The sequence below is a fragment of the Streptomyces sp. NPDC045022 genome (assembly GCF_056432605.1).
Map to the genome: position 1 here is coordinate 231698 of NZ_JBWKIR010000012.1, position 23875 is coordinate 255572.

Genomic DNA, 23875 nt, shown 5'->3' on the forward strand with positions numbered 1-23875 from the left:
CCGATCAGACCCGCTTAGGAAGGAATCCGATCGTGGAACCCGTGAACGTGGCGATCATCTACTACAGCTCCACCGGCACCGTACACACCTTGGCGCAATCCGCCGTCGAGGGCGCGGAGAAGGCGGGCGCCAACGTGCGCCTGCGCAAGGTCGCAGAGACGGCCCCGCCCGAGGCGATCAACGCCAACCCGGCCTGGGCCCAGCACGCTCAGGACAGCGCCGATGTCGCCGAGGTCGGCCACGACGACCTGGCCTGGGCCGACGCGGTGCTGTTCGGCACCCCGACCCGCTTCGGCAACCCGGCCAGCCAGCTCCGGGCGTTCATCGACACCACCGGCCCGCTGTGGTTCCAGGGCAAGCTCGCGGACAAGGTGTACTCGGCCTTCACCGCCTCCAACACCGCCCACGGCGGACAGGAATCCACCCTCCTGGCGCTGGCGAACACCTTCTACCACTGGGGCGGCATCATCGTGCCCCCCGGCTACACCGACCCCATCCAGTTCCAGTCGGGCAACCCCTATGGAACCTCCCACGTGGCCGGCGACGGCCTGCCCGGAGAGGTGGCTCTGGAGGCGGCCCGCTACCAGGCGCGCCGCGTCGTCACCACCGCGGCCGCCCTGAAGGCCGGCCGCACCGCCTGACCGGGGCAGCGCGGCTCTGTCCGCGGTGGTCGGTGCTCTGGGGCGGCTGCAGGCGCCCGCCAAGCCCGTACTCGCAGTGTGCGCGGAGGCGGCTGACCACTACGGCGCGCAGGTCCGTCCCGTCTGCGAGCGGAGGAAGCGGGAGCAGCTCGTGGGCGCGACCCGCCGAACCAGGGGCGCTCCATTCCGCCTCGGGAGAGACGGAGTGGAGCGCCCGCGGGCTCGTTTCCCGACTACGGCTTGCGGGCGAGTCCGCCATGCTCGGCGATTACCTCCGGGGCGGGCGAACCGGGCTCCGGACGCCACTGCGTGACCGAGACGACGCCGGGCTCGATGAGCTCCAGGCCGTCGAAGTACGCGGTGATCTCGTCGATCGTGCGGAGGTTGTACGGGACGGCTCCGCTGTTGTTGTAGCCGTCCTGGGCCTGTTCGAAGACCGGGTCGATGCCGCGTGAGCCGTCGTTGACGGAAAGGTAACTGCCCGACGGCAGGGCGTCCATCAGCCGGGTGACGATGGAGCGGGCCTGGGCGTGATCGGCGACGTGACCCAGGATGTTGCTGAGGATGAGCGCGGTGGGCCGGCTGAAGTCCAGCGTCTCGGCGGCGGTGGCGAGGATGCGCTCCGGGTCGGTGACGTTGGCGTCGATGTAGGCGGTCGCGCCCTCGGGTGAGGAGTACAGCAGGGCGCGGGCATGAGCCAGCACCATCGGGTCGTTGTCGACGTAGACGATCCGTGCCTCGGGGGCGAGCCGCTGGGCGACCTCATGGGTGTTCTGGGCGGTCGGCAGGCCGGTGCCGACGTCCAGGAACTGCCGCACGCCCGCCTCGGTGACCAGATGGGTGATGTTGCGGCGCAGGAAGGCACGGCTGCTGCGGGCGATGGTGACGATGCCGGGGAAGACGGCGGTGTAGGCGTCGCCGGCCTCCTCGTCGACGGGGTAGTTGTCCTTGCCGCCGAGCCAGTAGTTCCAGATGCGGGCGGAGTGCGGCACCGACGTGTCGATCTTCTGGTGCGTCACTGGTCCGGATGTCGTCGCGGGGTCGGTCATGAGTCGTGTCCGTCTTTCAGCCGAGGCGTGGATCATTCACAGCACAACCTACGTCGAACACTCGCTTCCCATCTGCCAGTTCACGGCGCCCGGCCGCAAGCCGATCGCTGTCACCGCGGGCCGGCGTACGGCCGGACCGCAGTGTCGGGAAACCACGGCGGCCGGCCCGGCGGCCCGGGCCGGCCGCATTCAGGTGGAACGTTCTTCGCCAGGGCGGCGGCCGCGCCGGCGGTGCTGGCCCTCGGCTCCGGAGCCGCCTACGCCGAGGACGACCCGGCGGCCGGTCTCATGCCCACGGGTCGGTGAACGCCCGACCGGGGACCGGCTTGGCGATGAGGGCGATGGGGATGAAGAAGCCGACCTGTCCGATGGCGATGGTCAGGGTCGTGAGCGCCGTGTTGTCGTAGTGCTCGCACACCTGGGCATACAGTTCGTCGGACACCCGCTCGCCCTGTACGGACGGCTGGAGCACGGCTTCCACGAGAGCCAGCGCGGCACGCTCGGCGCCGGTGAAGTACGGCGCGTCCTGCCAGGACGCCACCGCGGTGATCCGCTCCTCCCGTTCCCCGGCCTTGCGCAGGAAGCCCGTGTGCAGGACGGTGAGGTAGGTGTTGCCCACGATCTGCCCGGCGCGCAGCTGGACCAGACTGATCGTGGTCCGCGGTATCGAGCGGTTGCCGGTGGCCTTGAACAGAGCCGCGGACACCTCCGCCAGTTCCGGGACGAGCTCCAGAGGGTCCTGAGGCATCCGCGGACGCATCGGCACCTGCGCGGTGATCGAACGTGCTGCCATGTCGTCTTTCCTTCCATCTCACGTTGCGGTCACCGCCCTGACGGATCACAGCGCGGGAATGTGACCGGCGGACGAAACGCGCCGGCAAACCGCCCGGTACGGCGTCGAGTTCGCGTGACGAGTCGGCCAGCGGCACGGCCACCAGGCGCTGCGTGACCGCTCTGGTGAAGGCCGGGCGCGACCGACGCCGACCCGCCCGCTGGAACCTCCCGGGAAAAGGCTGCATCTATCCGGCCGTGGAGGCAGGTGGCCTCTCCACGGGGGGACGTCCTGATGGCACAGCGAAGAGCAACGGTCCTGATATTCAGCCTGGCGGTGCTGCTGGGGTCGACCGCCTGCGACGGGGGCCACCGCCATGCCGTCGCTTGCGGATCAGCGCAGCTGCGCTGGAAATGGACCCGCCTGGCCGACCAGGCGGCGGGCGCACCGGCGGCCATGCTCAGCGCCAGGAACAGAAGTGCGCAGCCCTGCGCGTTCGACGGCTACCCGCAGCTCAACGTCTGGGTCGGCAAGGCGCAGGACGGGCAGTCGGAGCCGAAGGACAAGGCCAAGCCGGTCCGCTTGGTGCTCGACCAGGGCCATACGGTCGGCTTCCCGCTCTTCTACCAACCGCACGACGTCCCGCCCGGCAGCTGCTGGATCAGGGGCGACTCCCATGCGTCCAGCGATGTGGTGCCGCCCCACCCCGCGAAGAAGGACTACGGCTCCTTCGTACACCTGACCGACGCGCAGGGGCACCGCCTACCCACTCAGGTGTGCAGCGCCACCATCCGGATGGGCAGGCCTCATCTGCGCTGAGGCGTGTCTCCTTGCCGTGCTGGACAGCTCGAGGCCGACCGGTCCCGGCCCCGGACAGCGTTCTGCGTCAGGCAGGCCTCAGCAGGCGAGACGTGCCACGTTCGAAGACGGGCGCTAGCCGGTTCCACGGTCCAGGACGCGGCGTGCCGCTTCGGCCTCCGCAGCAGGCGGGGACAGTTCGTCGAGGGTGTCGAGCTCGTCGTCCGCTTCCAGTTCACGTTCCCAGGCCGCCGCGAGCTGTTCCTGTTCCTCACGCGGCTTGGCGCCGACGGCCTTGCGGTGATCGGGGTCCAGGGCCGCCAGGAATCGTCCGACCGGGTCCGTCGGCATGCGGTGCTCCTTGTCACGGGAAGGGGTGCCCATCCCGGCCCAGCATGGCCAACCGGCCCCACGCCGCCCGCCCGACACGGCCGGGGACCACCCGGTTGGCCCCGCCGTCCGCCCCGCCCTTCGACCTGGCACCCGCGGGACGGCTCCGGCCTCCGGAAGAGCCCGGTGTCCGGGGATGGGCGGGGCGAACCTCTGGTGGAAGACGCGGGCCCCACGGCCGGTCGACGGGGCTGGTCGGGCTGCGGCATCGCGGGCAGGGCGGGAGCTACGCAGAGGCGGTCGGCGGTCCATGGCTGTGGCGCGAGGTCCGGTGCCGGTGCCGGTGCTGTGGGCCCACGGCCCGGTCGCTGGCGTTGCTCATCGGGCGGCAGCCGGATCTTCGGGCCGGGCGGACCGGCCGTGGGCGGCCGCTGTGGACCGCGCGGTGGCCAGCTGGGCGGCGGCGCTGTCCAGCAAGGTGTCCAGGACGTCCGGATAGGCGCTGTGCGGCATACGGGCGGCGAGCAGGCCGGCGGTCGCGGCGATGTGCGGGTAGGACTCCGCGGGGAGGCGGGCGTAGGTAGAGCTCCATATCTCCTCGTCCGCCGCCCGGGCCTCTTCCGTGAGGGCGAGGGCTCCGGCGTCGAGGGCGGCGAAGGCCAGGCTCAGGTCGATGAAGGCGTGGTAGAGGCGGACGGCGGCGGCGTCCGGGAAGCCCGCGGAGCGCAGGATGCCGAGGATCGTCTCGTCGACCGCGATCTCCCGTGGGCGGCCGGTGACCCGGCTCGTGGTCAGGGCGGCGGCATGCGGGTGGGCGAGATACGAGGAATGGATGGCGAGCCCGAGCGCGCGCAGGTCGGCCTGCCACTCGCCCGTGGCGGACCAGCTGTCCAGCGCCCGGCCCATGAGTTCCTCGCCGATGGCCCGGGTCAGGTCGTCCATGCCGGCGAAGTAGCGGTACAGGGTGCTCGGGTCGGCGCCGAGGGCGGCGCCCAGGCGGCGCGCGGTCAGGCCGGCGCCGCCGTGCTCACGCAGGACCCGCAGCGCGGTGTGCACGATGAGCGTCTCGGACAGCACCGTGCCCTGCCGGGTCGGCCGGCGCCTGCGCCGCGCCGGCTCCGGCACCACTTGCTTGGCCATGCGGACCACTCCTTCGCACCGCCGTGGCGGCGAGCCTTATGCCAACGCAGTTGACTTTACATTGCGCCGTCCCGTTGCATCAGGGCATCCCGTAGGGCGTCTGCCTTCCAGAAGAAAGGTGTCTGACATGCGAGTACTTCTCGTGGGCGCGGGCGGTGTCGGAACCGCCGTCACCCGGATCGCTGCCCGCCGCGACTTCCTGACCCACATGGTCGTGGCCGACTACGACCTCACGCGGGCCGAGGCGGCCGTTGCGGCGCTGAGGGAGCACGGGGGCCGATTCAGCGCACGGCGCCTGGACGCGTCCGACGAGGACGGCGTGCGTCGGCTGCTCCTCGAGGAGCGCTGCGACGTCCTGCTGAACGCGACCGACCCGCGGTTCGTGATGCCCCTGTTCCGCGCGGCGCTCGCAGCGGGCGCGCACTATCTGGACATGGCGATGTCTCTGTCCGTCCCGCACGCCGAGCACCCGTACCAGGAGTGCGGCGTGAAGCTCGGTGACGGCCAGTTCGAGCTGGCCGACCGCTGGGAGGTATCGGGTCGTCTGGCTCTGGTCGGCATGGGAGTGGAACCCGGCCTGTCCGACGTCTTCGCCCGATACGCCGCGGACGAACTCTTCGACGAGATCGAGGAGATCGGCGTCCGCGACGGCGCCGATCTCACCGTGGAGGGCTACGACTTCGCCCCCTCCTTCAGTATCTGGACCACCATCGAGGAGTGCCTCAATCCTCCGGTGGTCTACGACAGGGACCGGGGCTGGTTCACCACCGAGCCGTTCAGCGAGCCGGAGGTCTTCGACTTCCCCGAGGGTATCGGCCCCGTCGAGTGCGTGAACGTGGAGCATGAGGAGGTGCTGCTGATCCCGCGCTGGGTGGACGCGCGCCGGGTGACGTTCAAGTACGGTCTGGGCGACGACTTCATCGCCAAGCTGAAGACCCTTCACGCGCTGGGTCTGGACTCGACCGCGAAGGTCACCGTCCCTGGTGGGGACGGGCCCGTCGAGGTGTCCCCGCGCGACGTGGTTGCCGCCTGCCTGCCCGACCCGGCCACCCTGGGTGATCGCATGACCGGCAAGACGTGCGCGGGCACCTGGGTGAAAGGCACGAAGGGCGGTGCTCCGCGCGAGGTGTACCTGTACCACGTGGTCGACAACCAGTGGTCGATGCGCGAGTACGGCTCCCAGGCCGTGGTCTGGCAGACCGCCGTCAACCCGGTCGTCGCCCTCGAACTCCTCGCCACCGGAGCCTGGTCGGGTCAGGGCGTCCTCGGCCCCGAGGCCCTTCCGCCCCGCCCCTTCCTCGACCTGCTCACCGAGTACGGCTCTCCCTGGGGCCTGCGCGAACAGGGCTGACGCCGGCGGGGACAGCCGGGTGGCGCCGTCTCCGCCGTACCTGGGCTGGGCCTTCACGCACCCGCGGGCAGGCCTCCTCGCCCAAGGTCTACGGCAGGTCGCCCGGTACCGATCGCGGTCCGCGTCGCCCTGGCGGAACACACAGGTCCGCCAGGGCGAACGCGGTCACCGGGTGAAGGTGACCCGACTCTCCTTCAGCGCGCCGCAGTTCGAACGGGAGACCTGCGCGTACACGTTGCTGATGTTGCCGCCTCAGTCGAGGCAGTGGCCCTTGCCGTGGACGTGGGTCGGCCCCGCGTACGACGTGTACTGTCCGTAGTCCTCGTCACCCTGATCGGTGTCGGACACGTAGAACCATGCGGACATGGCCACGGCGGCAGTGTCCGCTCGTCCCGCGCCCCAGGGCTTGAGATCCGGTGATTCGGGCACGCGGGAGAGCTGTACGAACCCGAGCGCAGGAGGGTGCCGTGATCACTCGGTGTGAATGTCCCTACGCGATGGTGTGGCCCCGCGTCGACGACACCGTCGGCTGACCGCAGGCCGGCGCTCGCCATGGCTCGCACGAAGCAGTACGCCGTCGCCGCCTCCGGACAGTGGACCGACGAGGAGGAGGGCCGCCGTCGGCTGCCCGCCGGCGAAGTCCACGCCTGGGAGCCGGGCCTGAACGAGACGGTCTGCGGTCTGTCACTCAGCCGCTCCCAGCTGTCCCGCTTCCCGCACGTCGCCTGGACGGACACGTTCCCGGAATCGGGAGGCGCGGCGGACCGGGTACGGCGCCTCTGCCCCCGTTGCGCCTCCGCCGCCGGACGCCGCGGCAGCGACGCGCGCCCACGGTGGCATCGCACCAACCCCCGGCCGTGAGACCCGGAAGGTTGATCATCTCGGTCACGCAGCTCAGTCGACCAGGCTGCCGAGCCCAGTGGAGACCCTGGTGGCTGCCATGGGCGCCTCACCGCGCGACGATGCCCATCGACACGCGTGCGAGCGGGTGATCGGGGGACTCGACCGGCATGGACGCACACGGTCGCCCTCGCATCGACGGCATTCCGCCGGGACGCATCCCGACGCGACCGCGCAGCGGATTCGTCGTGACCGGCATACGGCCGCCGGTGGCCTCGCTCACGTCGGCGAGGTGAGCTACGAAGCGAGGAGGGGGACGGGACGGCCCTGAACGCCGCCTGACGGTGGCTGCTCAGCGCCGACACCGACGGCCGTGCTGACGGGACGGCCGAAAACGGCCGTCAAAGTATGGATCGCCCTGGCCAGGGCGGCGGTTCGCTGGGCGGCGACGGCCGTCAGCCGGCGGAGCAGCCCATGGGCCGGGTTGGCCGGTCGCACCGGCCGGCGGCGCGGTCGGAGTAATCGTCGACCCCGGTCGTCGACGACCTGCGCCACCAGCGGGTAGTGGTCCTCGTCGATCTCGTCCGGGTCCAGGTACCGCGCCGGCCCAGCCGTCCTCGCCGGCCCGCCCAACTCGTCGAGCAGGCCGCACTACAACACAGCGATGTCCGCCAAGACGACGACCGGCGGCGCGAGACCGCCGCCCGGGCCAAGCACCGATACGTTGCCGCCGTGCAGGCAGTCCCACCCGCCGCCTTGGACCAGGGGGAGCCGCACCCCGCTGCCGTAGTGGGCCGGCACCGACCACCGCTCGTCGACCCGCGCCAGTGCTTCGGTGCGGGTGCGGATGGTGATCAGCCCGTTCGGGTTCTCCTCCGTACGTCTCTTTCTGTGTAGGCCGGGAGTCGTAGCAAGACCACCCTGCAGTTGGATTCGCCCGCCCGCACGGACACGAAATGGTCGTCCTGTCCTGGAAGTTGACCGAAAGGAACGGCCATCGTGCGGATAGGACGCATGGCGCCCTTGCTCGCCGTGGGGGTCACGGCAACGCTGGTCCCCGCCCTCGCCCCGGCGCAGGCATCCGCGGCAGTACCGCTGCAGGGAATCGAGAACCAAAAGCCCGCGTGGCACAGATGTGACGCGTCGCAGCCAGCTGCGTTCCAGTGCGCCACCATCAGGGTCCCGCTCGACTACAGCCGGCCCGGCGCCAAGACGATCAAGCTGGCCATCTCCCGCATGAAGACGAGTGTCCCTGGCCGGAGGCACGGCGCGATCCTCTTCAACCCCGGCGGCCCGGGCGGCGAGGGCCTGGACATGCCGGTCATGATGAAGGACGTACTGCCCACGAAGGTCCGCGAGCAGTACGACCTCATCGGGTTCGACCCGCGCGGCGTGGGCCGCAGCAGCCCGCTCACGTGCGGTCTCACGGCCACGGAGCAGAACACCGAACACCCCTACCGGCCCGCGACGTTCAACCATGACGTCAAGTGGGCCCGGACCGTCGCCGACAAGTGCCGTGCCAAGAACGGCGACAGGCTCCCGTACATCACCACCCGCAACACCGCGCGTGACATGGACGTCATCCGCGCTGTTCTGGGCGAGAAGAAGATCTCCTACCTGGGGTATTCCTACGGCACGTACCTGGGTGCCGTCTACGCGCAGATGTTCCCCGAGCGGACCGATCGCTTCGTGCTGGACAGCGCGGTCGATCCCGCACGCGTCTGGCGCGGCATGATCCAGGTCTGGGCGGAGGGCACCGAGCCGGCGTTCGCCCGGTGGACGAAGTGGGCCGCCCAGCGCCACCGCACCTACCGACTCGGCAACACCCCGGCCAAGGTGAAGAAGACGTTCTGGGACCTGATCGCCAGGGCCGACCGCTCTCCGATCGAGGACGGCGGCGAAAAACTCACCGGGGACGACATCCGTGCCGCCCTGCGCCCCGAGTTCTTCAGCCCCAAGTACGCCTCCGAGGCGGTCATCAACCTCAAGAAAGCCGCCGACGGCCATGCGGTCTCCCGCCGTTCCCTCGCACCGGAGGGGCAGCAGGAGCCGCACCGGCCCGCGGCATCCGTCGCGCAGCCGCCGGCCGACAACGGCTCCGCAGCCTTCTGGACCGTGGTCTGCGGCGACGGTGCGGCCTGGCCGCGCGACCCCGAGCAGTACCGGCGTGACGCCATCCGGGACAAGGCCAAGTACCCGCTCTACGGCGACTTCGGTTCCAACATCACGCCATGCGCGTTCTGGGGCAAGCCGGCCGAGCCCGTCACTGTGGTGGACAACAACGTCGGCCTTCTCACCGTCCAGAACCAGTGGGACTCTCAGACCCCGTTGGCCAGTGGCCTCGGCATGCACCACGCCCTGAAGGGCTCGCGCATGGTGTACGTCAAGGGCGGGGAAGGCCACGGCGTCTACTCCGACGACCCACGCTCCTGCGCCAACCGCGTGGTCAACGCCTACCTGAGCAACGGAAGGCTTCCGGCACAGGACGTCACCTGCAAGCCGTCCGGCCGCCCGAGCCCCGGCCTGAACCAGCGCATCGTCCCCACGCCGCAGCACACACCGAACGCCCCCCGCTTCTGACACGCGACGCTGCCGGCCCCACACGGTGGCAGGCCGACGCACATCTGACGCGCCGTTTGGACCCTGGTCCGGACGGCGCGTCGTCGTCGGGCTGTCCGGGTGACAGGCCGAGTACGCGCCCGCGAGATCGGTGCCGGTGAAGCACAGGTTCAACACCGACGGCGTCGAGGCACTCAACCCGGAGCAGGGCCTCGTTCATCGAAGAGGTCACTCCGTGTTGGCGGGCGACGCCCCCAGGAACGGGCGCACCTCGAGCCACTCGTGGATCGGCTTCCCGCCCGCCCCGGGGGCGGCCGACAGCTCCCCGGCCAGCTCGACGGCGCGCTTGTAGCTGTCGACGTCGATGATCATCCAGCCGGCGATGAGGTCCTTGGTCTCCGCGAACGGTCCGTCGGTGACCGGCGGGCGCCCCTCACCGTCGTAGCGGACCCACGCTCCCTCGGGGGCGAGCGCCTGACTGCCGACGAACTCGCCGGTCTTCTCCAGCCGGGCCGCGAAGTCGTTCATGTACTGCACATGCGCCGAGATCTCCTCCGGGCTCCACTGGTCCATCGGCACGTCGTTGGCCGAAGCCGGGGCGCCGCGGTAGTGCTTGAGCAACAAGTACTTGGCCATGTGGTTCTCCTCGGTGCTGGGCGACCCATTCTGGTCGCCCTCACCTCAAGGACGGAGCCGGCCACGGGTTCTCGACATCGCCGTCCAGTTTGGGTGATCCACCGTCGGAGCTGAGCCGGCCACGGCCCGGCCGCCGCCACAGCTGGCCGCCCGCTTCCCGTACCCACCCGGAGTCGCGGCTGCCGCGTGCGGGGCGTCCGGGACGCACATAGGCTGGTAGTGCTCGGGGCCACTGCGGAGGTCTGACATGCCCCGAACGATCTGGTCCGGCGCGATCAGCTTCGGTTTGGTCACCGTGCCGATCAACGTGGTCAGCGCGTCCGAGGACCACTCGATCCGCTTCCACCAGTACCACCTGGAGGACGGCGGCCGGGTCCGCTACCGGAAGGTGTGCGAGCTGGAGGACCGGGAGGTGTCCCAGGACGAGATCGGCAAGGGGTACGAGCTGACCAAGACGCAGGTCATCCCGATCACGGACGAGGATCTGAGCAATCTGCCCCTGCCGACCGCGAAGGCGATCGAGATCGACGCGTTCGTACCGCTGGAGTCCGTCGACCCGCTCCGGATCGCCGAGGGCTACTACCTTCAGCCTGCCGGCCAGGTCGCGGCCAAGCCGTACAAACTGCTGGTGAAGGCGCTCGGCCGCGCGGCCAAGGTGGCCGTCGCGAAGTACGCGTGGTCCGGCCGGGAGCGCCTCGGCCTGCTGCGCGTCCGCGATGACGTCCTGGTCCTGCACGCCATGCGCTGGCCGGACGAGATCCGCGACCCCACCGAGCTGCTCCCGCCGCCGACCGAGGTGTCCGACGAAGAGATCGAGGGCGCGCTCGCCCTCATGGACACCATGACCGTCGACACGCTCGAAGGCGAGGAGTTCCACGACCGCTACACCGAGGCCATCGCGCAGATCATCGAGGCCAAGCGCGAAGAGAAACCCCTCCCGGAAACACCGGCGCCGGAGCAGCCGGCCCAGGTGTACGACCTGATGGCCGCGCTGAACGAGTCGGTTCAGAAAGCCGCGGCGTCCCGCGCCCGGAGCGCGGATCCGGCCGAAGTGCACCAGCTGCCCACGCCGAAGAAGAAGACGCCCGCGAAGAGACAGCCGGCCAAGAAGACAGCGGCGAAGAAGACGACTGGACGCCGGCCAAGGAGCGCCTGAGTCGCATGAACCGGCCCTGGGAGCACCACCAGTTGGGCGAGCCGGAGGCGAAACCCGCGATCGAGCGCGAGCCGGCGCGACACAGAGGGACCCACGCCGCATGACCGGCCCGGGCCGTTACCACCTGCTGCTCACCTCCGACGGCCGGCCGGTGCAGCACGGCTGGTGGGGGAGCGAGGAGACCGCACGTGACAAATTCCGGCGCTGGGTCGGCGAGTACGACGGCATGCCGGCGGTACGCGTCACCCTCACCGACGAGGAGACCGGCGACGTGCTGGCAGCCTGGCCCGACCAGCGGTAGATCACGCGGGCTACTCGACGGCCGGGCCGGCCCGGGCGCCGCACCGCCTCCTTCACGGCCCGCTCCGTCCCGCCGCCCAGGTTGTTCTTCAGCTGCTGGTGCTTGACGACCGGTATGCGGGGGCGGACCCGGCCGCCGGCTCACGAGAGGGACGCCGGCTAGGAGAGGGACGCCCGCCTGCGCCTACGTACCACCATCACCGCAGCGGCGACGCCCAGAACGCAGGCTCCGGTCCCCGCACCCGCCCACACGGCGGTCGGCGACCCGGTCCCACCGTCGTCGGGAGTGGGACCCTGGGTGACGGTCAGATAGCCCCTCTTCGTCACTCGCCCACGATGGCTGACGACGGTGACGGGATACGAGCCCGGCTTCAGGCCGGGCTTGATCCGCGCCGGACCCCAGAACATCGGGGCATCCCCCTCATGGCCCTTGGGGACATCGAACCTCAGCCGCGCCGGGGCCCGGAACGCCGGGGATGTTGCGGTCATCCGCCCCTCCTCCCCGGGGTCGGGATACGCGTCCTGCCACCTGACATACACCGTCCTGCCCGCCGCCATCGTGAAGCCCCTGGCCCGGGCGTTCAACGGATAGCCCGCCACCCCGAAGAACGCGGGGCCCTCGGCCTTGCCCAGATAGTCGTCGTCGCCGGGGCGGGCCGAGCGGACTTCCAGCCGGGTTTCGGCCTTCCGCTTCCCGTCCGCATCGGTCACCCATACCGGATACGTCCCGTCTTTGAGGGCGTGCGGCAACGACACGTCCAGGGCGTTGAAAATACGGGTGTTGTTCCAGGACGCCTTGTCGTGCGCGAGGCGGACCGGCGCGGCGAATGCCGGGGAATGGGCCGTGAATGACTTGCCGGTCTCTCCGGGGTACAGGTCGTCGAAGAACAGATTCACCTTGGTGCCCGGCCGCCTCGAGCCGTCTCCGTCCACTTCGATGGACGGACGCTTCGGCGACTGGACGTCGATGGTGTCACGCGCCACGACCTTGCCCCGGGCCTTGACGACGAGCGGATACGATCCGGGCCTGGCCGACGCCGGGATGGGCGCCTTGACGCCGCACCCGTCGGTGTTCCCCGCAGGGTCGTCCATCCGGATCGGGGCCGCGAAGACCGGCGATTCGGCCACCAGGTCCACGCCCGGCTTTCTCTCGTAGTTGAGCACATCGATTCCGATGGCCTCTCCGGGGCGGGGGCCCGCATACGCCTGGCTGACCGTCGGAGGGTCTTCACCGGCCGCGGCCGGCCACGCCAGGCCCCCACAAGTCAGTACACCGCCGCATACAGCGACGGCCACCACCCGCTGCCAACTCGCTCCCACCGCGTGCCCCCTCTCGCTCACAAAGCAAGAGGGGAGGAACAACGTGTCGGTTGTCCGGTTCGGCCCACCCGCACGACGACAGGGGCGCCTGCCCATCAGGCCGTGAGCGGTGCACCGGTCGATCGCGAAGGCGGGTCGAGAAACGCGAGCCGGTGCCTTGCCAGGCGACCGTGGGCTGAGGCTCTCTGCGCCCGTTGTCAGTGGCGTTTGGCAGGATCCCCGGCATGAGTGATCTTGTGGCGCATCTACTCGACCCGGGCAATGGCTGGAGCAACCGTACGCGGGACCGTTTCACGAGCGTGTCGCCGGAACTGGTGGAACTGCTCGTGCACCTCGGTACCGCCTCCACGTTCTGGAACTACCGCTACCACGTCGACGCCGCCTGGAAGCGCCGGACCACGGCCCTGCTCGCAGCCGACGGCGCCGACGAACTGATTCGGTACGCGGTGGCGGAACTGGCCAAGGACGGCTTCCACGGCGAGACCGATGCCCGGCATGTGATCCGGGAGCTGGGGAGGAGCATCCCACCCTCCCCGGCCCGCCCCCTGGCGATCGGCGTCCTCCTCGCCGCCGGCCGGCTCCGCAACGACACCGACCGACTCAGCACCGACCTGGCCGTCGTTGCCCGCAAGAACGCCCAGGCCATGGACACCTACCACCGCGTGGACGACGATCTCGCCGGTGCCGCGTTCACCGCCCTCGGTGAACTGCCCGGCCTGCCCGCGATGGAGGCGCTGTGGGCCCTGCGCTACCAGGTCACCCCCTCACAGCACCCCCACAAGGTCCTGGTGAAGTCCGTCAAGAAGGCCGCGAACCGCCTCGGCGTCCCGCCCCACGAACTGGCCGAACGCACAGTGCCCCGGCACGGTCTGGAGCCCGACGGGACACTGACGGTCGGCTGGTTCGACCGCGGTGTCCTGTGGTGGAACGCCGCCGTCGACGCGGTCATCACCCTGCACCCCACCGGGCAGGTGACCGTCGACTGGACCGACCAGGACGGCACCACCACCCGCACCACCGCGCCCTTCCGCTCTCCCAACGGCTACAAGACCCCGATCCGGGCCGGCAGCGTCGACCTGGTCCGGCGCTACGCGCAGGACATCGGCAAGACCCTGGCCGCGGAGCGACGTCGTCTTGCCGCCATGGCGGGGGAGAACCGGACGTGGCTGTGGCCGGACTGGGTCCGGTACTACCGGGACCACCCCATCACCGGTGTCGTGACACGGTCGCTGGAGTGGGAGTACACATCCCCCGACGGGCATGGCTACCAGCCGCTCGACACCAGCGCACCGGCCGCGGCCATACCTCCCGCCACACGCGTGCGACTGCGGCCCGCCGACTCGGTCTGAGAGCGTGCGCCAGTAGGTCATCGGATGCGCGGGTGTGCGGGGGTGCGTACCGCGGTCAGGGGCAGCAGGGCACGTCGGTGCGAGGCCACCTGGTGGCCGATCCCCCGACACACTCGCCCGCTGCTACTGCCACGGCGGCGTGGGCGTGCCGTCGGGATCCAGTCCGTACCGCCACCTGGCCGCGATCGGGGGCACGTCTTTGACTTTGTCGGCGTGGCCGGCGTCGGCGGCTCGGCGAAGCATGGTTTCGGCGCCCTGCATGTCTCCTGCTTCTTTTCGCCTCTCGGCCAGGTAGAGCAGGGCTTCGGGGGCGCCGGTGTCAGCGGCCTGCTGCGCCGACGCTTCGGCGTCCTGCAGGCTCCCCGCCTTCTGCCGTAACTCGGCCAGGTAGAGCAGGGCTTTGGGATCGCCGGCGTCAGCGGCCGGCTGCGCCAACGCTTCGGCGCCCTCCACGTCTTCCGCACGTTCCCGCATGTCGGCCAGGTGGAGGATTGCGTCGGTGTTGCCAGTGCCGGCGAGCCGACGGCATATGGTCTCGGCCCTCTCGACGTCCCCCTCGAACTCCACTGCCCGGGCCAGCTGGAGAAGGGCGTAGGGCTGGTCGGCATCGGCGGCCTGCTGTGCCAAAGCTTCAGCACCCTCCACGTCCCCCGCGGCTCCGCGTATGACAACCAAGTGGAACAAGGCAAAGGGGGAGCCGTTAGCGGCTACATGTTGGTAAAGGGCCTCGGCCCCCTCCGGGTCCCCCGTCGCCGCCCGCTCACGGGCCAGGTGCAGCAAGCCTTCGGGTTCGCCGACGTCGGCAGCCCGCCTGAACAGGTCCTCGGCGCCCTTCATGTCTCCTGCCCGCTCCCGGTTCCCGCCCGCGCGGAGCAGTGCGTCGGGCCGGCCGGTGACGACGGACCGCTGGAGCAGGTCCTCGGCGCCCTTCATGTCTCCCGCCCGCTCCCTCCTCTCCGCCAGGGCGAGCAGCGCGTCGATGTTTCCCGCGTCGGCTGCTCGGTGGATCAGGGAATCCGCCCCGTCACGATCCCCGGCTTCTCGTCGCGCATGGGCAAGACTGAACAGTGCGTCGGTATGACCGGCGTCGGCGGCGCGGTGGCAGAGGTGGTGATGCCATTGCAGGCGATGCCGCGCTCTGGCCGCACCGGCGAGGCTGTACAGGTCATCGGGATGGGTGAGATGGGTGAGGGCGGCGTGCCAGAAGGAGGCGGGCGGGCACCGGTGCCTGCGCATGGTGCGGCCATACTGTTCCAGGTAGTCGGCGAGCCGGAACACCGTCCCAACCGGCTGGGCAGGCGCCACGGTAGAGGACGAGGCGCCCGGCGGACGTAGCTGGGGCCGGGGAACGGCTCGGCGCAGAGGGGCCTGCTTGCCGTGCACAGGGTGGGCGAGTTCGGCCAACGCCGCTTCCGCCCAGTCGTCGGCCCGCTGGTCGTATTCGTCCTGACTGAAGTAGTCGGTGGCGGCGTCGACGAGGAAAGCGTGCGGAAGATGGAGACCGACGCCGAGCCGGCGCGCGTCCATCGCTGCTTCCAGCAAGGCCCTGGCGGCGGGGTTGCCTTGTTCGTAGCGATCGCGGAGCTGAGGGGCGCCGGCGAGGTCCTGCGCCAGTTGCCCCGTGGAGTGGGTGCGGGTGAGGGCATCGGCCAGCAACCGGTCGCCGCTCTCGGCGAGGGCGACTGCGGCAGCCAGTGCGGGGGCGTCGAAGGTGTCGGGGACGGTCAGGGTGCGCCCCTCGAGCAATGCCCGGACCCGGCTGTGGGGATCCGGTGTGCCCGGGGTGGGCAGGGCGGTGTACTGGCGGGCGTACTTGGGCCACAAGGTGCCCAGGACCAGTACGGGCCCGCGTTCGGGCACGGTGAGCAGGGTGTGCACGGCGGCCGCGATCGGCTCGTCCGTCGCCGGGTCGCCGAAGTAGTGCTGAGCCTCGTTCAGCCATACCACGGTCCTCGGCAGGACACGGTGCAGGTCGTCCAGAGCCGCCTCCGCCCGTGTCGGGTCGAAGGGATGCCACAGTCTCCACCCCAGCGCGGCGAGCGGCTGGACGGCTTCCCAGCACGCCCTGGTCTTCCCGGTCGACGAGTCGCCGACCAGAACCACCAACCGGCTACACCCTTTCCCGGCCTCCCGCACCGCCTCGGCCAGCACCTGATCGTGCTCACGTGGGACATAGCCGGGCAGCACCCGCCGTGCCGCACTCGGTCCGCCGCCAGAGGCGGTACCGGCAGGGTGCACCTCCAGGTCGTGCGGATCCCAGTCACCGATCGGCCGGCCCGGGCCCACCTCACCCCCCACCGCCGAAGCGCACCCCGCGTGCTTCTCCGCCAGCCGCTGCAGTTCCAGCAGCTCGGCCGCCGGCAGCCGGAGTGCTCGAGCCAGGGTCGCCACCGTCCGCGCCGACGGCACGGACCCGCCGTCCTGGAACGCCTGCTGCACCGTCGTGCGCCCCAGACCCGCTCCGGCACTGAGGTCCTTCTTACTCAACCGGGCCCGGGCCAGTCCGTCACCGAGCCTGCTGCGCAATTGGGTGAGCGCCGGATTCCGATCGCCGTGCACGTTTTCGCCCCCGGGCCGTGGAGTGTTCGCCGGTGTTCATTTTCTGTCCGGCGAACCACGGTGAACACCGATTACGCGAATTTCGACCACGTCACCATCCCACTACTCACCGGGAGTTCGACGTGTTTCTCACCGCTGTACTGCTCACCATCGCCCTGGTCGTCGTGATCGCGCTGCTGGCCGGCGGCGTCGCCGCCAAACTCGCCCGCCTGGACGGCGCTGGCTACCCCGCCGCGCTCAAGCAGGCGGCCGTCACGTTCGCCGCGGTCCTTACCCTGGCCGCTGCCACCGCTGCCGCCCTCACCGGCCTGACCTCCTGAGAACGGAACAGACACCGCCGGTCCACGTACGGCCCCGCCGCCGAGACCTGAGACAGTGCGCGTCAACACGATCGACCTGGCCGGACTCAGGTCACTGGCCGGCGGCGGACGGCTCGTATGCGCTGATGACGTAGAGGGCCTCATCGTCGATGGCGTTCTTGTCCCAGTCCAGTGTGATCGTGACGGGGTGCCCGTCGGCCGCGTACTCCGCCTCCGCTGTCTCGGCGTTGTCACTGCGGGCCTGCTCCAGCCTCTTCAGGAGATCGCCGATGGTGAGCGCTTCGGCGTGCTCCCGTACCTGCCGCCGACTGTCCTCGTCGAGCCCGACCACCCTCGTCACCCTGCCGTTCCGGACCCCGACCCGGAAGGTTCCCGCCAGGACGTCCGTGGTCGCCGTCAGCGTGTAGGCGTACGAGGCAGGCTCGACCCACGCGGCTGTGCGCTGCACCCCGGCGTTCTTGGGTTCACTTCCCTCGGCGACCCTGGACGACGTCGAACTCCCGGCGCCACACGCGGTGCTAAGGCACAGCAGGGTCCCCATCAACGCGGCAGCGGACAGGAAGCGGGCGGTGGAAGGTCCGGCAATCATGGTGGCCCCCATTGATTCGGTTACCGCTGTGACGCCAGTGGGTTCCAAAACGTTCAGGCTTCGGCCTGCGGGTCGTCAGCACAGGGCAGCCGGAGCCTGGCGCCTGGCCCGGCTTTGATGGACCTATGGCGCTCATGCGACCCCCTGGAAGCGAAGCGTCGTACGCTCGCTGCCGTCGCTGCCGTCGCTGCCGTCGCTGCCGTCGCGCGCGTCCGTGGAAGCACCCGCGCTGTTCACGCGGTCGCCCCCAGGCGGATGACGCTCCTCGCGGCAGGGGTACTCCAGCCTCCCATGGGTACGCGTGACCGGCGCCCTCTTGGTGAGGAGCGCCGTCACGTCGTACGCGTTGAAGCAGTGGGAGATGACATGAGGCTCCGCCAGTCGGCTTTGGTACTGTCCCGGTGTTCCGCGGAAGTGCTGGCCGGGCGGTATCGGCTGGATGCGGCCATCGGCTCGGGTGGCGCCGGCGACGTCCACCGAGGCTTCGACCTACGTCTGAAACGACCGGTGGCGGTCAAGGTTTTCCGCCCCGGAACCGATATCGACATGGAGGAACGCTTCCACAACGAGGCGGTGATCCTGGCCCGGTTGCAGCATCCCGGCCTGGTCACCGTCTACGATGCCGGACGGCACAACGGCCGCGCCTACCTGGTCATGCAGCTGATCGAAGGCCCCACGCTGAAGGAGCGCATCGCCGCAGGTCCACTGGCCCCCGGCGAGACCGCCGCCATAGGTGCCGACCTCGCCCTGGCCCTGTCCCACGCGCACGAGGCAGGGATCGTTCACCGCGACGTGAAGCCCTCGAACATCATCCTGGACGCGTCAGGCCACCCCCACCTGACCGATTTCGGCATCTCCCGGCTGCTCGACGCCACCACCCGCACCGCTACCGGCACACTCGTCGGCACGGCCGCCTACCTGTCCCCCGAGCAGGTACTCGGCCAGTCCGTCGGCCCGTCCGCCGATATCTACGCCCTCGGGCTGGTACTCCTCGAATGCATCACAAGCAGACTCGAGTACGACGGTGGCCCCCTGGAGGCCGCGATCGCACGACTCCACCGCCGACCCGAACTGCCCGGCTCGCTGCCGCAAGAGCTTGCGGCCCTGCTGCGGGACATGACCGCTACGGACGCGCCGGCCCGCCCACCGGCACGTGACTGCGCCCGGACACTGACCGCCCTGGCCGACACAGCCGGTGCCGAGTCCGTACCGTCCCCGGGTGACATCACGAGCGTGGTTCCCGGGGAGGCACCGGCGCGGACCGACGTCACGCACCCGTACACGCCGCCCTACGCGGGCGCAGCCGCACCGAAGGCCGCGCCCGCACGGGGACGCATCGCGGTCGCTGGTGGAGCCGCCGCACTCGCCGCTGTCATGGCCACGGCTTTCGCCGTCTCCAACGGCTCTCCGCACCATGGAAGCGGTGACAAAACGACACGGGCGGCCAGCAGCCCCTCCGCGAAAGCCGACCCCCCAGGCACGTTCGCTGCCAGGAACGAGGCGGGACCTGCGGCTCCGACGTCCGCCACCCGCGACGCCTCCGCTGCGCGGCTCCGTGCCCCCGCCCTCGATCAAAGCACCAGCCTTGCCTCCACCGTCCCGAGCCGGGAGCCAGTCGCCGGCACCGGCACACACGGCAGTGCAGCCAGGCCTTCCCACTTCACCGCGGGTGGCACACCGGACAGCCGGGTCACGGGGGTGCCCGAGACGGCGACGCAGGCCAGGACCGAGGCGAAAACCCCCAGCAAACGGTCCGGTAAGCCCAAGAAGGCTCAAAAACCTGAGGATGGGCCCCGGAAGAGGAAGAAGGAGTAACAAGCCATCACGTTCGTTCCAGTCGAGGATCTCGAGTTCGGCGGCAAGGCGCGCACCGGGTCCAGGCTGTGATGTCGTTGGCCGAAAGACACCCGGCCTCGTCCCGGCCGATGGGGCCCGAGGCACGTGACATGCCGCCATACCGAGGGGCCAAAGATCGGCGAGCGTGTGGCGGTCGCTGCCGTCCCGGCGGTACCCGGGCCCGCCGTGGCCGGAACCTGGCAGGAACACCTTGTCGCCGATACACGAAGGCTCCTGCCGGTCCCCGACCATCTGAGCGACTCCAGCGCCTGTCAACTCGCCGTCAACCCGTTGACCGCGCTGCTCCTCGTGACTCGCGAACTCGACGTGCAGCCGGGTGAATGGTTGTTGCAGACGGCCGCGGGCTCCACCGTCGGCCGGCTCGTCATCCAGCTGTCCAGGCATCTGGGTATTCGCACGATCAATGTCGTGCGGCGACGCGGTGCCGTTGAGGAGATCAAAGCGTTCGGTGGTGACGAGGTCATCTGCACCGAGGACGAGGACCTGTTGCAGCGTGTGGCTGAGACAGCAGGACCTGCCGGCGTGCGCAAGGCCATCGACTGTGTCGCGGGACCCGTAGGTGCCCAGGTGTCCCAGGCATTGGCTCTGGGGGGAGAGGTCGTGGTCTACGGCGCGATTTCCACCCATCGGCAGACTGATCCGGCAGCGCTGACGATCCCGCTGCAGGTACGCTCGGTGATCTACGAGACCAAAGTGGTCCGTGGCTTCTGGCTGAACCGCTGGTTCGGCACTGCCTCACCTGAGGATGCGCTGCACGCGCTGTCCCAGGTTCGCAGTCTCGCCGCTGATGAAGTGCTGAGCATTCCCCAGGGCCAGCCGTTCCTCCTCGAACGCTTCGCTGAAGCCATCGCGCTCGTCGAAACACCGGCACGTGGCGCCAAGCCACTCTTCGTCTTCGAAGACGACCGGGACAAAGACGACAGGTAGGAAGCTGCTCTGCGGGCGGTGCGGCTGCGGCGGGGCAAGCCCGAGTGTGTGGTCCACACGCTCCTCACGCGTGATTGGTGCGCAACAACGAGACGGTGGCCGTACTTCTCCGCGGTCGCGAGGGACTTCATCACCTGCCAGCCGGAGAAGTTGGAGACGCCGACGTAGCGCACCTTTCCTGCCTGTACGAGGGTGTCGAGTGTGGCCAGCACCTCTTCGACCGGTGTTCCTGCGTCGAAGGCGTGGAGCTGGAACAGGTCGAGATAGTCGGTGCCCAGCCTGCGCAGGGCGTCTTCGCATGCGGTGATCAGACGGGAGCGGGAGGAGCCCGCGTCGCCCGGTCGGTCCCCCATCGGCAGACTGGTCTTGGTGGACAGGATCACCTGGTCCCGGCGGCCCTTTGTCGCCTCCCCCAGCACCTCTTCGGAAGCGCCGGCGGAGTAGACGTCAGCGGTGTCGAACATCGTGATCCCGGTGTCCAGGCAGATGTCCACCAGTCGGCGCGCCTCCTGCGCGTCGGTCGTACCCCACGCGCTGAAGAGCGGGCCCCGTCCGCCGAAGGTACCGGCGCCGAAGCTCAGCGCGGGAACCATGAGTCCGGAGGCACCCAGTCGCCTGTATTCCATATCCGACCCCTTCCGTAGCTGCACGAGCTAACGGGTCTATAGTTTCGTTAGCTGCCACCAAAGGTAGCAGGGTCCTACGATTAATGGAACTGGAGCCCCGTTATGTCTGGTGACGCTGAGCCGGGAACCGTACGGCCCGGAGGGCGCACCGCCCGGGTACGGGAGGCGGTGTTGCGGGCGGCCGAAGATGCCCTGACCGAACAGGGCTTCGCCCGCCTGGACCTCGCCGACATCGCACGCCGCGCCGGTGCGGGAAAGACGACCGTCTATCGTCGGTGGGGGACCGTGACCGGGCTGGTGGCCGACCTCCTGCTGGACATGGCCGAGCAGTCCGCGCCGCGCACCGAGACCGGCTCGTTGCTCGACGACCTGAAGGCCAACGCCCGGCTGGTGCAGCGAACCCTGGCGGACCCGCGGCAGGGAGCGCTGTTCAAGGCACTGATCGCCGCCGCCACCTGCGACGCGAAGACCGGCGCGGCCCTGCGCCGCTTCTACGACATCCGTGTCAGCGAGTGGGCTCCCTGCGTCCAGCAGGCCATCGACCGGGGCGAGGTACCCGAGGGCACCGATGCGTACGAGGTGGTCCGCGCCGTCTCCGCCCCCCTCTACTACCAGCTGCTGATCAGTGGCGGCCAACTCGACGAGGCCACCGCCGACCGGGCCGCCCAGGCCACCGCGACCGCGGCACGCGCGGGCGTGTACGTACGGGACGAAGAGCCTGCGTGACCCTCGGCGCACGTCCCGGAGGGCGCGGCGCGTGTGCCCGTTCCTGTCCCAACCCTGCTTGCTCCAGTGCGCATGACCACTGGCGGTGCCGTAGTCGCGCGGGTAGAGCGACACAGTGCGTAATCCATCTCGTCGGGCTGAGGTGCGTGAGATGGAGGCGAGAGGGAACATCGCACAGCGCGCGGATGCCCGTCATCCCGTGGAAGTAACTCATATTTTGTGTGCTTGTAGGGCCGAAGTAAGGGCATCCGGTCGTCAGGAGGTTGATAACAATGGTTCCCCTGCTTCTGGTTCTTCTTCTGGCCCTGGTCCTCTTCGGCGCGGGCTTCGCGCTCAAGGCGCTGTGGTGGATCGCGGTGATCGTTCTGGTCGTGTGGCTGCTCGGCTTCGCCGTCCGGCCCGCGGGCAGCGGTGGCCGCAGGGGCCGCTGGTACCGCTGGTAGTCACAGGCGTCTCAGCGAGGAGCACGCCACGCGTGAAGTCGAGGTGGGGACCGGCCATCCGATGGCCGGGCCCCACCTCGACTTCCACGCGAGAACAGCGCGCGTGCAGACGCCGGGGATGGATCGGGCGTACCGGGCGACCGAGAGGGTACGCGACCAGAGCACCGGTCCCTCAGAACCAGCAGTGGAACCTGCGCCTCCTATCTCTGCGGGGCCGGTGCTCGCGACCCGATCACCGTGCCGCTACCGCACCTGCCCCGCTGTGAAGGCCCTACGGCGCCTGGAGCGGGGCCGCACACTAACTCCTGTCTGGTAGTACACAGGCGCCCGGCCGTGCATGCCGACCGAGGATGACCAGCCCTGGCCGCTACCTCCTGCTACTCGTCACCGGCAACCTCCGGCCGGGTGCCGCACGGCCGGCGGATCCGCAAGACGAGTGAACGATCCGATGGAAGCTCTGGGTGGTGCCCAGTGCCCGGTGTCGGTGCCGGGTGCCCGGCTGCTCAAGTCGCGAACGGCGAATCCTGCCCTGACGATGGACGAACAAGACCATCATCCCTTGGACGGCAGCATGTCCGTGAGACGACTTTCAGGCTCTGCAAGGGGCCGGCGCCTGCTGGGAAGTGCCCTCGGCGGCCTTCTCCTCGCCGGTGCGCTCGCCGGCTGCGGCAACGGAACTGGTCAGGATTCCGGTTCCTCGGCCCAGCCCAGCGCTTCCAGTAGGCCCCGTGCTTCGTCTTTCTCCGGGACACCACCGTCGGGGATGGCGTCCTCGGCCTCCGCGGCTGCCAGCTCGGCCCGGGCGTCCGCGTCTTCGGCGGCGGCGTCCGCCTCCGCACGCGCCTCCGAGTTCGAAGCGTCGGTGGACGCGGAGACCCAGCGCAGAAGCGCGGCAGCGGAAAAGGAACTGAAGGGCGTCACGGGTCGAGGCAACGCCCTCTCCGATGTCACCATGACGGGCATGCCGAGAGCCCAGACCGGCGGAGTGCTCGCCGTCCTGGTCACGATCACCAACAAGACCCAGAGCGAAGCCTCCTACGCCGTGCAAGTCGACTTCGAGGACGCGGCTGGCAAGGTCGTCGAGACACGGTACGTCGGCGCAGAACATCTCCAGCCCGGGAAGAAGGAACAGCCGATCGCCTTCAGTCACCAGCCGCCGGAGCCCAAGCTGACGCCTGTCCTGGCAAAGGCACAGCGTTACTGACACCGACCCTTGCTACTTCAGCACGCGCCGGGTGGACCAGTGCGGCAGCCTGGCCGCCGTCATGGCCGACATGAGGTACAGGCGGTCCCCCCTGACCCGTGGCGGCCCGGAAGCATTTCTCGACGCTCGACAGCACCCCGAGCAGGCGAGCGTGGGCCGCGGCTGGGGCTCAACTCGTCCAAACCGCTCGTAACTCGGGCTACGACCTGACGGGACATCACCCGCCCGCGGGCAGGTCTACGTCTCGCACGCGGCCCGACGCGAGAATTGCGAAGTTGAACCGCAGTGCTAGGGCCTGTGTGACGTTGTGATCAGCCAGTTGCCTTCAGCAGGTCGTTGATCCAGATCATTGAGGCACGGAGGTGGAGGCCGGCGAGGTAGCT

General features: G+C 69.8%; 24 protein-coding genes and 1 pseudogene. 14 read left to right on the forward strand and 11 right to left on the reverse strand.

Features of this window, described 5'->3' with window-relative positions; all coding sequences use genetic code 11:
* Positions 1-29 precede the first annotated feature (29 nt).
* Positions 30-641, forward strand: coding sequence for an NAD(P)H:quinone oxidoreductase (wrbA, locus tag AC07C1_RS23065; RefSeq protein ID WP_478941740.1), 612 nt, complete (start codon positions 30-32; stop codon positions 639-641).
* A 233-nt stretch (positions 642-874) separates the two neighbouring features.
* Here the strand turns inward: wrbA and AC07C1_RS23070 are convergent, their stop codons facing one another.
* Entirely contained in the window at positions 875-1690 is an 816-nt protein-coding gene (locus AC07C1_RS23070; RefSeq protein ID WP_478941676.1) for an SAM-dependent methyltransferase, read from the reverse strand.
* 286 nt (positions 1691-1976) lie between these two features.
* The gene (locus AC07C1_RS23075) at positions 1977-2483 is read right to left on the reverse strand and encodes a carboxymuconolactone decarboxylase family protein (protein WP_478941678.1); all 507 of its coding nucleotides are present in this window, start codon (positions 2481-2483) and stop codon (positions 1977-1979) included.
* Positions 2484-2756: 273 nt separating this feature from the next.
* Between AC07C1_RS23075 and AC07C1_RS23080 the strand changes: the two genes are divergently transcribed.
* A complete protein-coding gene (locus tag AC07C1_RS23080; RefSeq protein ID WP_478941680.1) occupies positions 2757-3281 on the forward strand; it encodes a DUF4232 domain-containing protein in 525 nt (174 codons plus the stop codon).
* 114 nt (positions 3282-3395) lie between these two features.
* Here the strand turns inward: AC07C1_RS23080 and AC07C1_RS23085 are convergent, their stop codons facing one another.
* Together AC07C1_RS23085 and AC07C1_RS23090 are read right to left on the reverse strand one after the other, a co-directional pair.
* Complete coding sequence (locus AC07C1_RS23085) at positions 3396-3611, reverse strand: hypothetical protein (protein ID WP_478941682.1); 216 nt, start codon at positions 3609-3611, stop codon at positions 3396-3398.
* A gap of 357 nt (positions 3612-3968) precedes the next feature.
* Complete coding sequence (locus tag AC07C1_RS23090; protein ID WP_478941684.1) at positions 3969-4730, reverse strand: TetR/AcrR family transcriptional regulator; 762 nt, start codon at positions 4728-4730, stop codon at positions 3969-3971.
* 127 nt (positions 4731-4857) lie between these two features.
* Between AC07C1_RS23090 and AC07C1_RS23095 the strand changes: the two genes are divergently transcribed.
* The 3 genes from AC07C1_RS23095 (at position 4858) to AC07C1_RS23105 (ending at position 9501) form a co-directional block, all read left to right on the forward strand.
* Positions 4858-6081, forward strand: a complete 1224-nt coding sequence (locus AC07C1_RS23095) for a saccharopine dehydrogenase family protein (RefSeq protein ID WP_478941686.1) — start codon at positions 4858-4860, stop codon at positions 6079-6081.
* 552 nt (positions 6082-6633) lie between these two features.
* On the forward strand, positions 6634-6942 hold the full coding sequence (locus AC07C1_RS23100; protein WP_478941687.1) for a hypothetical protein: 309 nt from the start codon (positions 6634-6636) through the stop codon (positions 6940-6942).
* A gap of 978 nt (positions 6943-7920) precedes the next feature.
* Positions 7921-9501, forward strand: a complete 1581-nt coding sequence (locus AC07C1_RS23105; RefSeq protein WP_478941689.1) for an alpha/beta fold hydrolase — start codon at positions 7921-7923, stop codon at positions 9499-9501.
* Between the two features lie 207 nt (positions 9502-9708).
* Here AC07C1_RS23105 and AC07C1_RS23110 read toward each other — a convergent pair whose 3' ends face one another.
* Positions 9709-10116 (reverse strand): YciI family protein, encoded by a 408-nt coding sequence (locus AC07C1_RS23110; RefSeq protein ID WP_478941691.1) that lies wholly within the window; start codon positions 10114-10116, stop codon positions 9709-9711.
* 247 nt (positions 10117-10363) lie between these two features.
* Between AC07C1_RS23110 and ku the strand changes: the two genes are divergently transcribed.
* Together ku and AC07C1_RS23120 are read left to right on the forward strand one after the other, a co-directional pair.
* Positions 10364-11272, forward strand: a complete 909-nt coding sequence (gene ku / locus AC07C1_RS23115; RefSeq protein ID WP_478941693.1) for a non-homologous end joining protein Ku — start codon at positions 10364-10366, stop codon at positions 11270-11272.
* 100 nt (positions 11273-11372) lie between these two features.
* Positions 11373-11573 carry a hypothetical protein gene (locus AC07C1_RS23120; protein ID WP_478941695.1) on the forward strand — a complete coding sequence of 67 codons (201 nt, stop codon included), beginning with the start codon at positions 11373-11375 and terminating at the stop codon, positions 11571-11573.
* Between the two features lie 158 nt (positions 11574-11731).
* Here the strand turns inward: AC07C1_RS23120 and AC07C1_RS23125 are convergent, their stop codons facing one another.
* On the reverse strand, positions 11732-12871 hold the full coding sequence (locus AC07C1_RS23125; protein WP_478941696.1) for a hypothetical protein: 1140 nt from the start codon (positions 12869-12871) through the stop codon (positions 11732-11734).
* Between the two features lie 245 nt (positions 12872-13116).
* Here AC07C1_RS23125 and AC07C1_RS23130 point away from each other — a divergent pair, with 245 nt between their 5' ends.
* Positions 13117-14241 carry a hypothetical protein gene (locus AC07C1_RS23130; RefSeq protein WP_478941698.1) on the forward strand — a complete coding sequence of 375 codons (1125 nt, stop codon included), beginning with the start codon at positions 13117-13119 and terminating at the stop codon, positions 14239-14241.
* 123 nt (positions 14242-14364) lie between these two features.
* Here AC07C1_RS23130 and AC07C1_RS23135 read toward each other — a convergent pair whose 3' ends face one another.
* On the reverse strand, positions 14365-16650 hold the full coding sequence (locus tag AC07C1_RS23135; RefSeq protein ID WP_478941699.1) for a tetratricopeptide repeat protein: 2286 nt from the start codon (positions 16648-16650) through the stop codon (positions 14365-14367).
* 272 nt (positions 16651-16922) lie between these two features.
* Here AC07C1_RS23135 and AC07C1_RS23140 point away from each other — a divergent pair, with 272 nt between their 5' ends.
* The gene (locus AC07C1_RS23140) at positions 16923-17120 is read left to right on the forward strand and encodes a hypothetical protein (RefSeq protein ID WP_478941701.1); all 198 of its coding nucleotides are present in this window, start codon (positions 16923-16925) and stop codon (positions 17118-17120) included.
* A 91-nt stretch (positions 17121-17211) separates the two neighbouring features.
* Here the strand turns inward: AC07C1_RS23140 and AC07C1_RS23145 are convergent, their stop codons facing one another.
* Both AC07C1_RS23145 and AC07C1_RS23150 read right to left on the reverse strand, forming a co-directional pair.
* Positions 17212-17709, reverse strand: a complete 498-nt coding sequence (locus AC07C1_RS23145) for a DUF6174 domain-containing protein (RefSeq protein WP_478941703.1) — start codon at positions 17707-17709, stop codon at positions 17212-17214.
* A gap of 132 nt (positions 17710-17841) precedes the next feature.
* On the reverse strand, positions 17842-18186 hold the full coding sequence (locus AC07C1_RS23150; protein WP_478941742.1) for a hypothetical protein: 345 nt from the start codon (positions 18184-18186) through the stop codon (positions 17842-17844).
* Here AC07C1_RS23150 and AC07C1_RS23155 point away from each other — a divergent pair.
* Positions 18076-19524: a serine/threonine-protein kinase gene (locus AC07C1_RS23155; RefSeq protein WP_478941705.1), complete on the forward strand. Its 1449-nt coding sequence runs from the start codon at positions 18076-18078 to the stop codon at positions 19522-19524. The two genes, AC07C1_RS23150 and AC07C1_RS23155, sit on opposite strands and share 111 nt — an antisense overlap.
* Before the next feature lie 207 nt (positions 19525-19731).
* Entirely contained in the window at positions 19732-20493 is a 762-nt protein-coding gene (locus AC07C1_RS23160; protein ID WP_478941707.1) for a zinc-dependent alcohol dehydrogenase family protein, read from the forward strand.
* Between the two features lie 74 nt (positions 20494-20567).
* On the opposite strand, the pseudogene AC07C1_RS23165 reads toward AC07C1_RS23160, so the two are convergent.
* Positions 20568-21119, reverse strand: a pseudogene (locus tag AC07C1_RS23165) (aldo/keto reductase); the annotation flags it as partial.
* 102 nt (positions 21120-21221) lie between these two features.
* Between AC07C1_RS23165 and AC07C1_RS23170 the strand changes: the two are divergent.
* Together AC07C1_RS23170 and AC07C1_RS23175 are read left to right on the forward strand one after the other, a co-directional pair.
* A complete protein-coding gene (locus AC07C1_RS23170) occupies positions 21222-21845 on the forward strand; it encodes a TetR/AcrR family transcriptional regulator (protein WP_478941709.1) in 624 nt (207 codons plus the stop codon).
* Positions 21846-22117: 272 nt separating this feature from the next.
* Positions 22118-22288, forward strand: coding sequence for a DUF5670 family protein (locus AC07C1_RS23175; RefSeq protein ID WP_478941711.1), 171 nt, complete (start codon positions 22118-22120; stop codon positions 22286-22288).
* A gap of 681 nt (positions 22289-22969) precedes the next feature.
* Here AC07C1_RS23175 and AC07C1_RS23180 read toward each other — a convergent pair.
* On the reverse strand, positions 22970-23209 hold the full coding sequence (locus AC07C1_RS23180; protein ID WP_478941712.1) for a hypothetical protein: 240 nt from the start codon (positions 23207-23209) through the stop codon (positions 22970-22972).
* 40 nt (positions 23210-23249) lie between these two features.
* Here AC07C1_RS23180 and AC07C1_RS23185 point away from each other — a divergent pair, with 40 nt between their 5' ends.
* Positions 23250-23492, forward strand: a complete 243-nt coding sequence (locus AC07C1_RS23185; RefSeq protein ID WP_478941713.1) for a hypothetical protein — start codon at positions 23250-23252, stop codon at positions 23490-23492.
* Positions 23493-23875 lie beyond the last annotated feature (383 nt).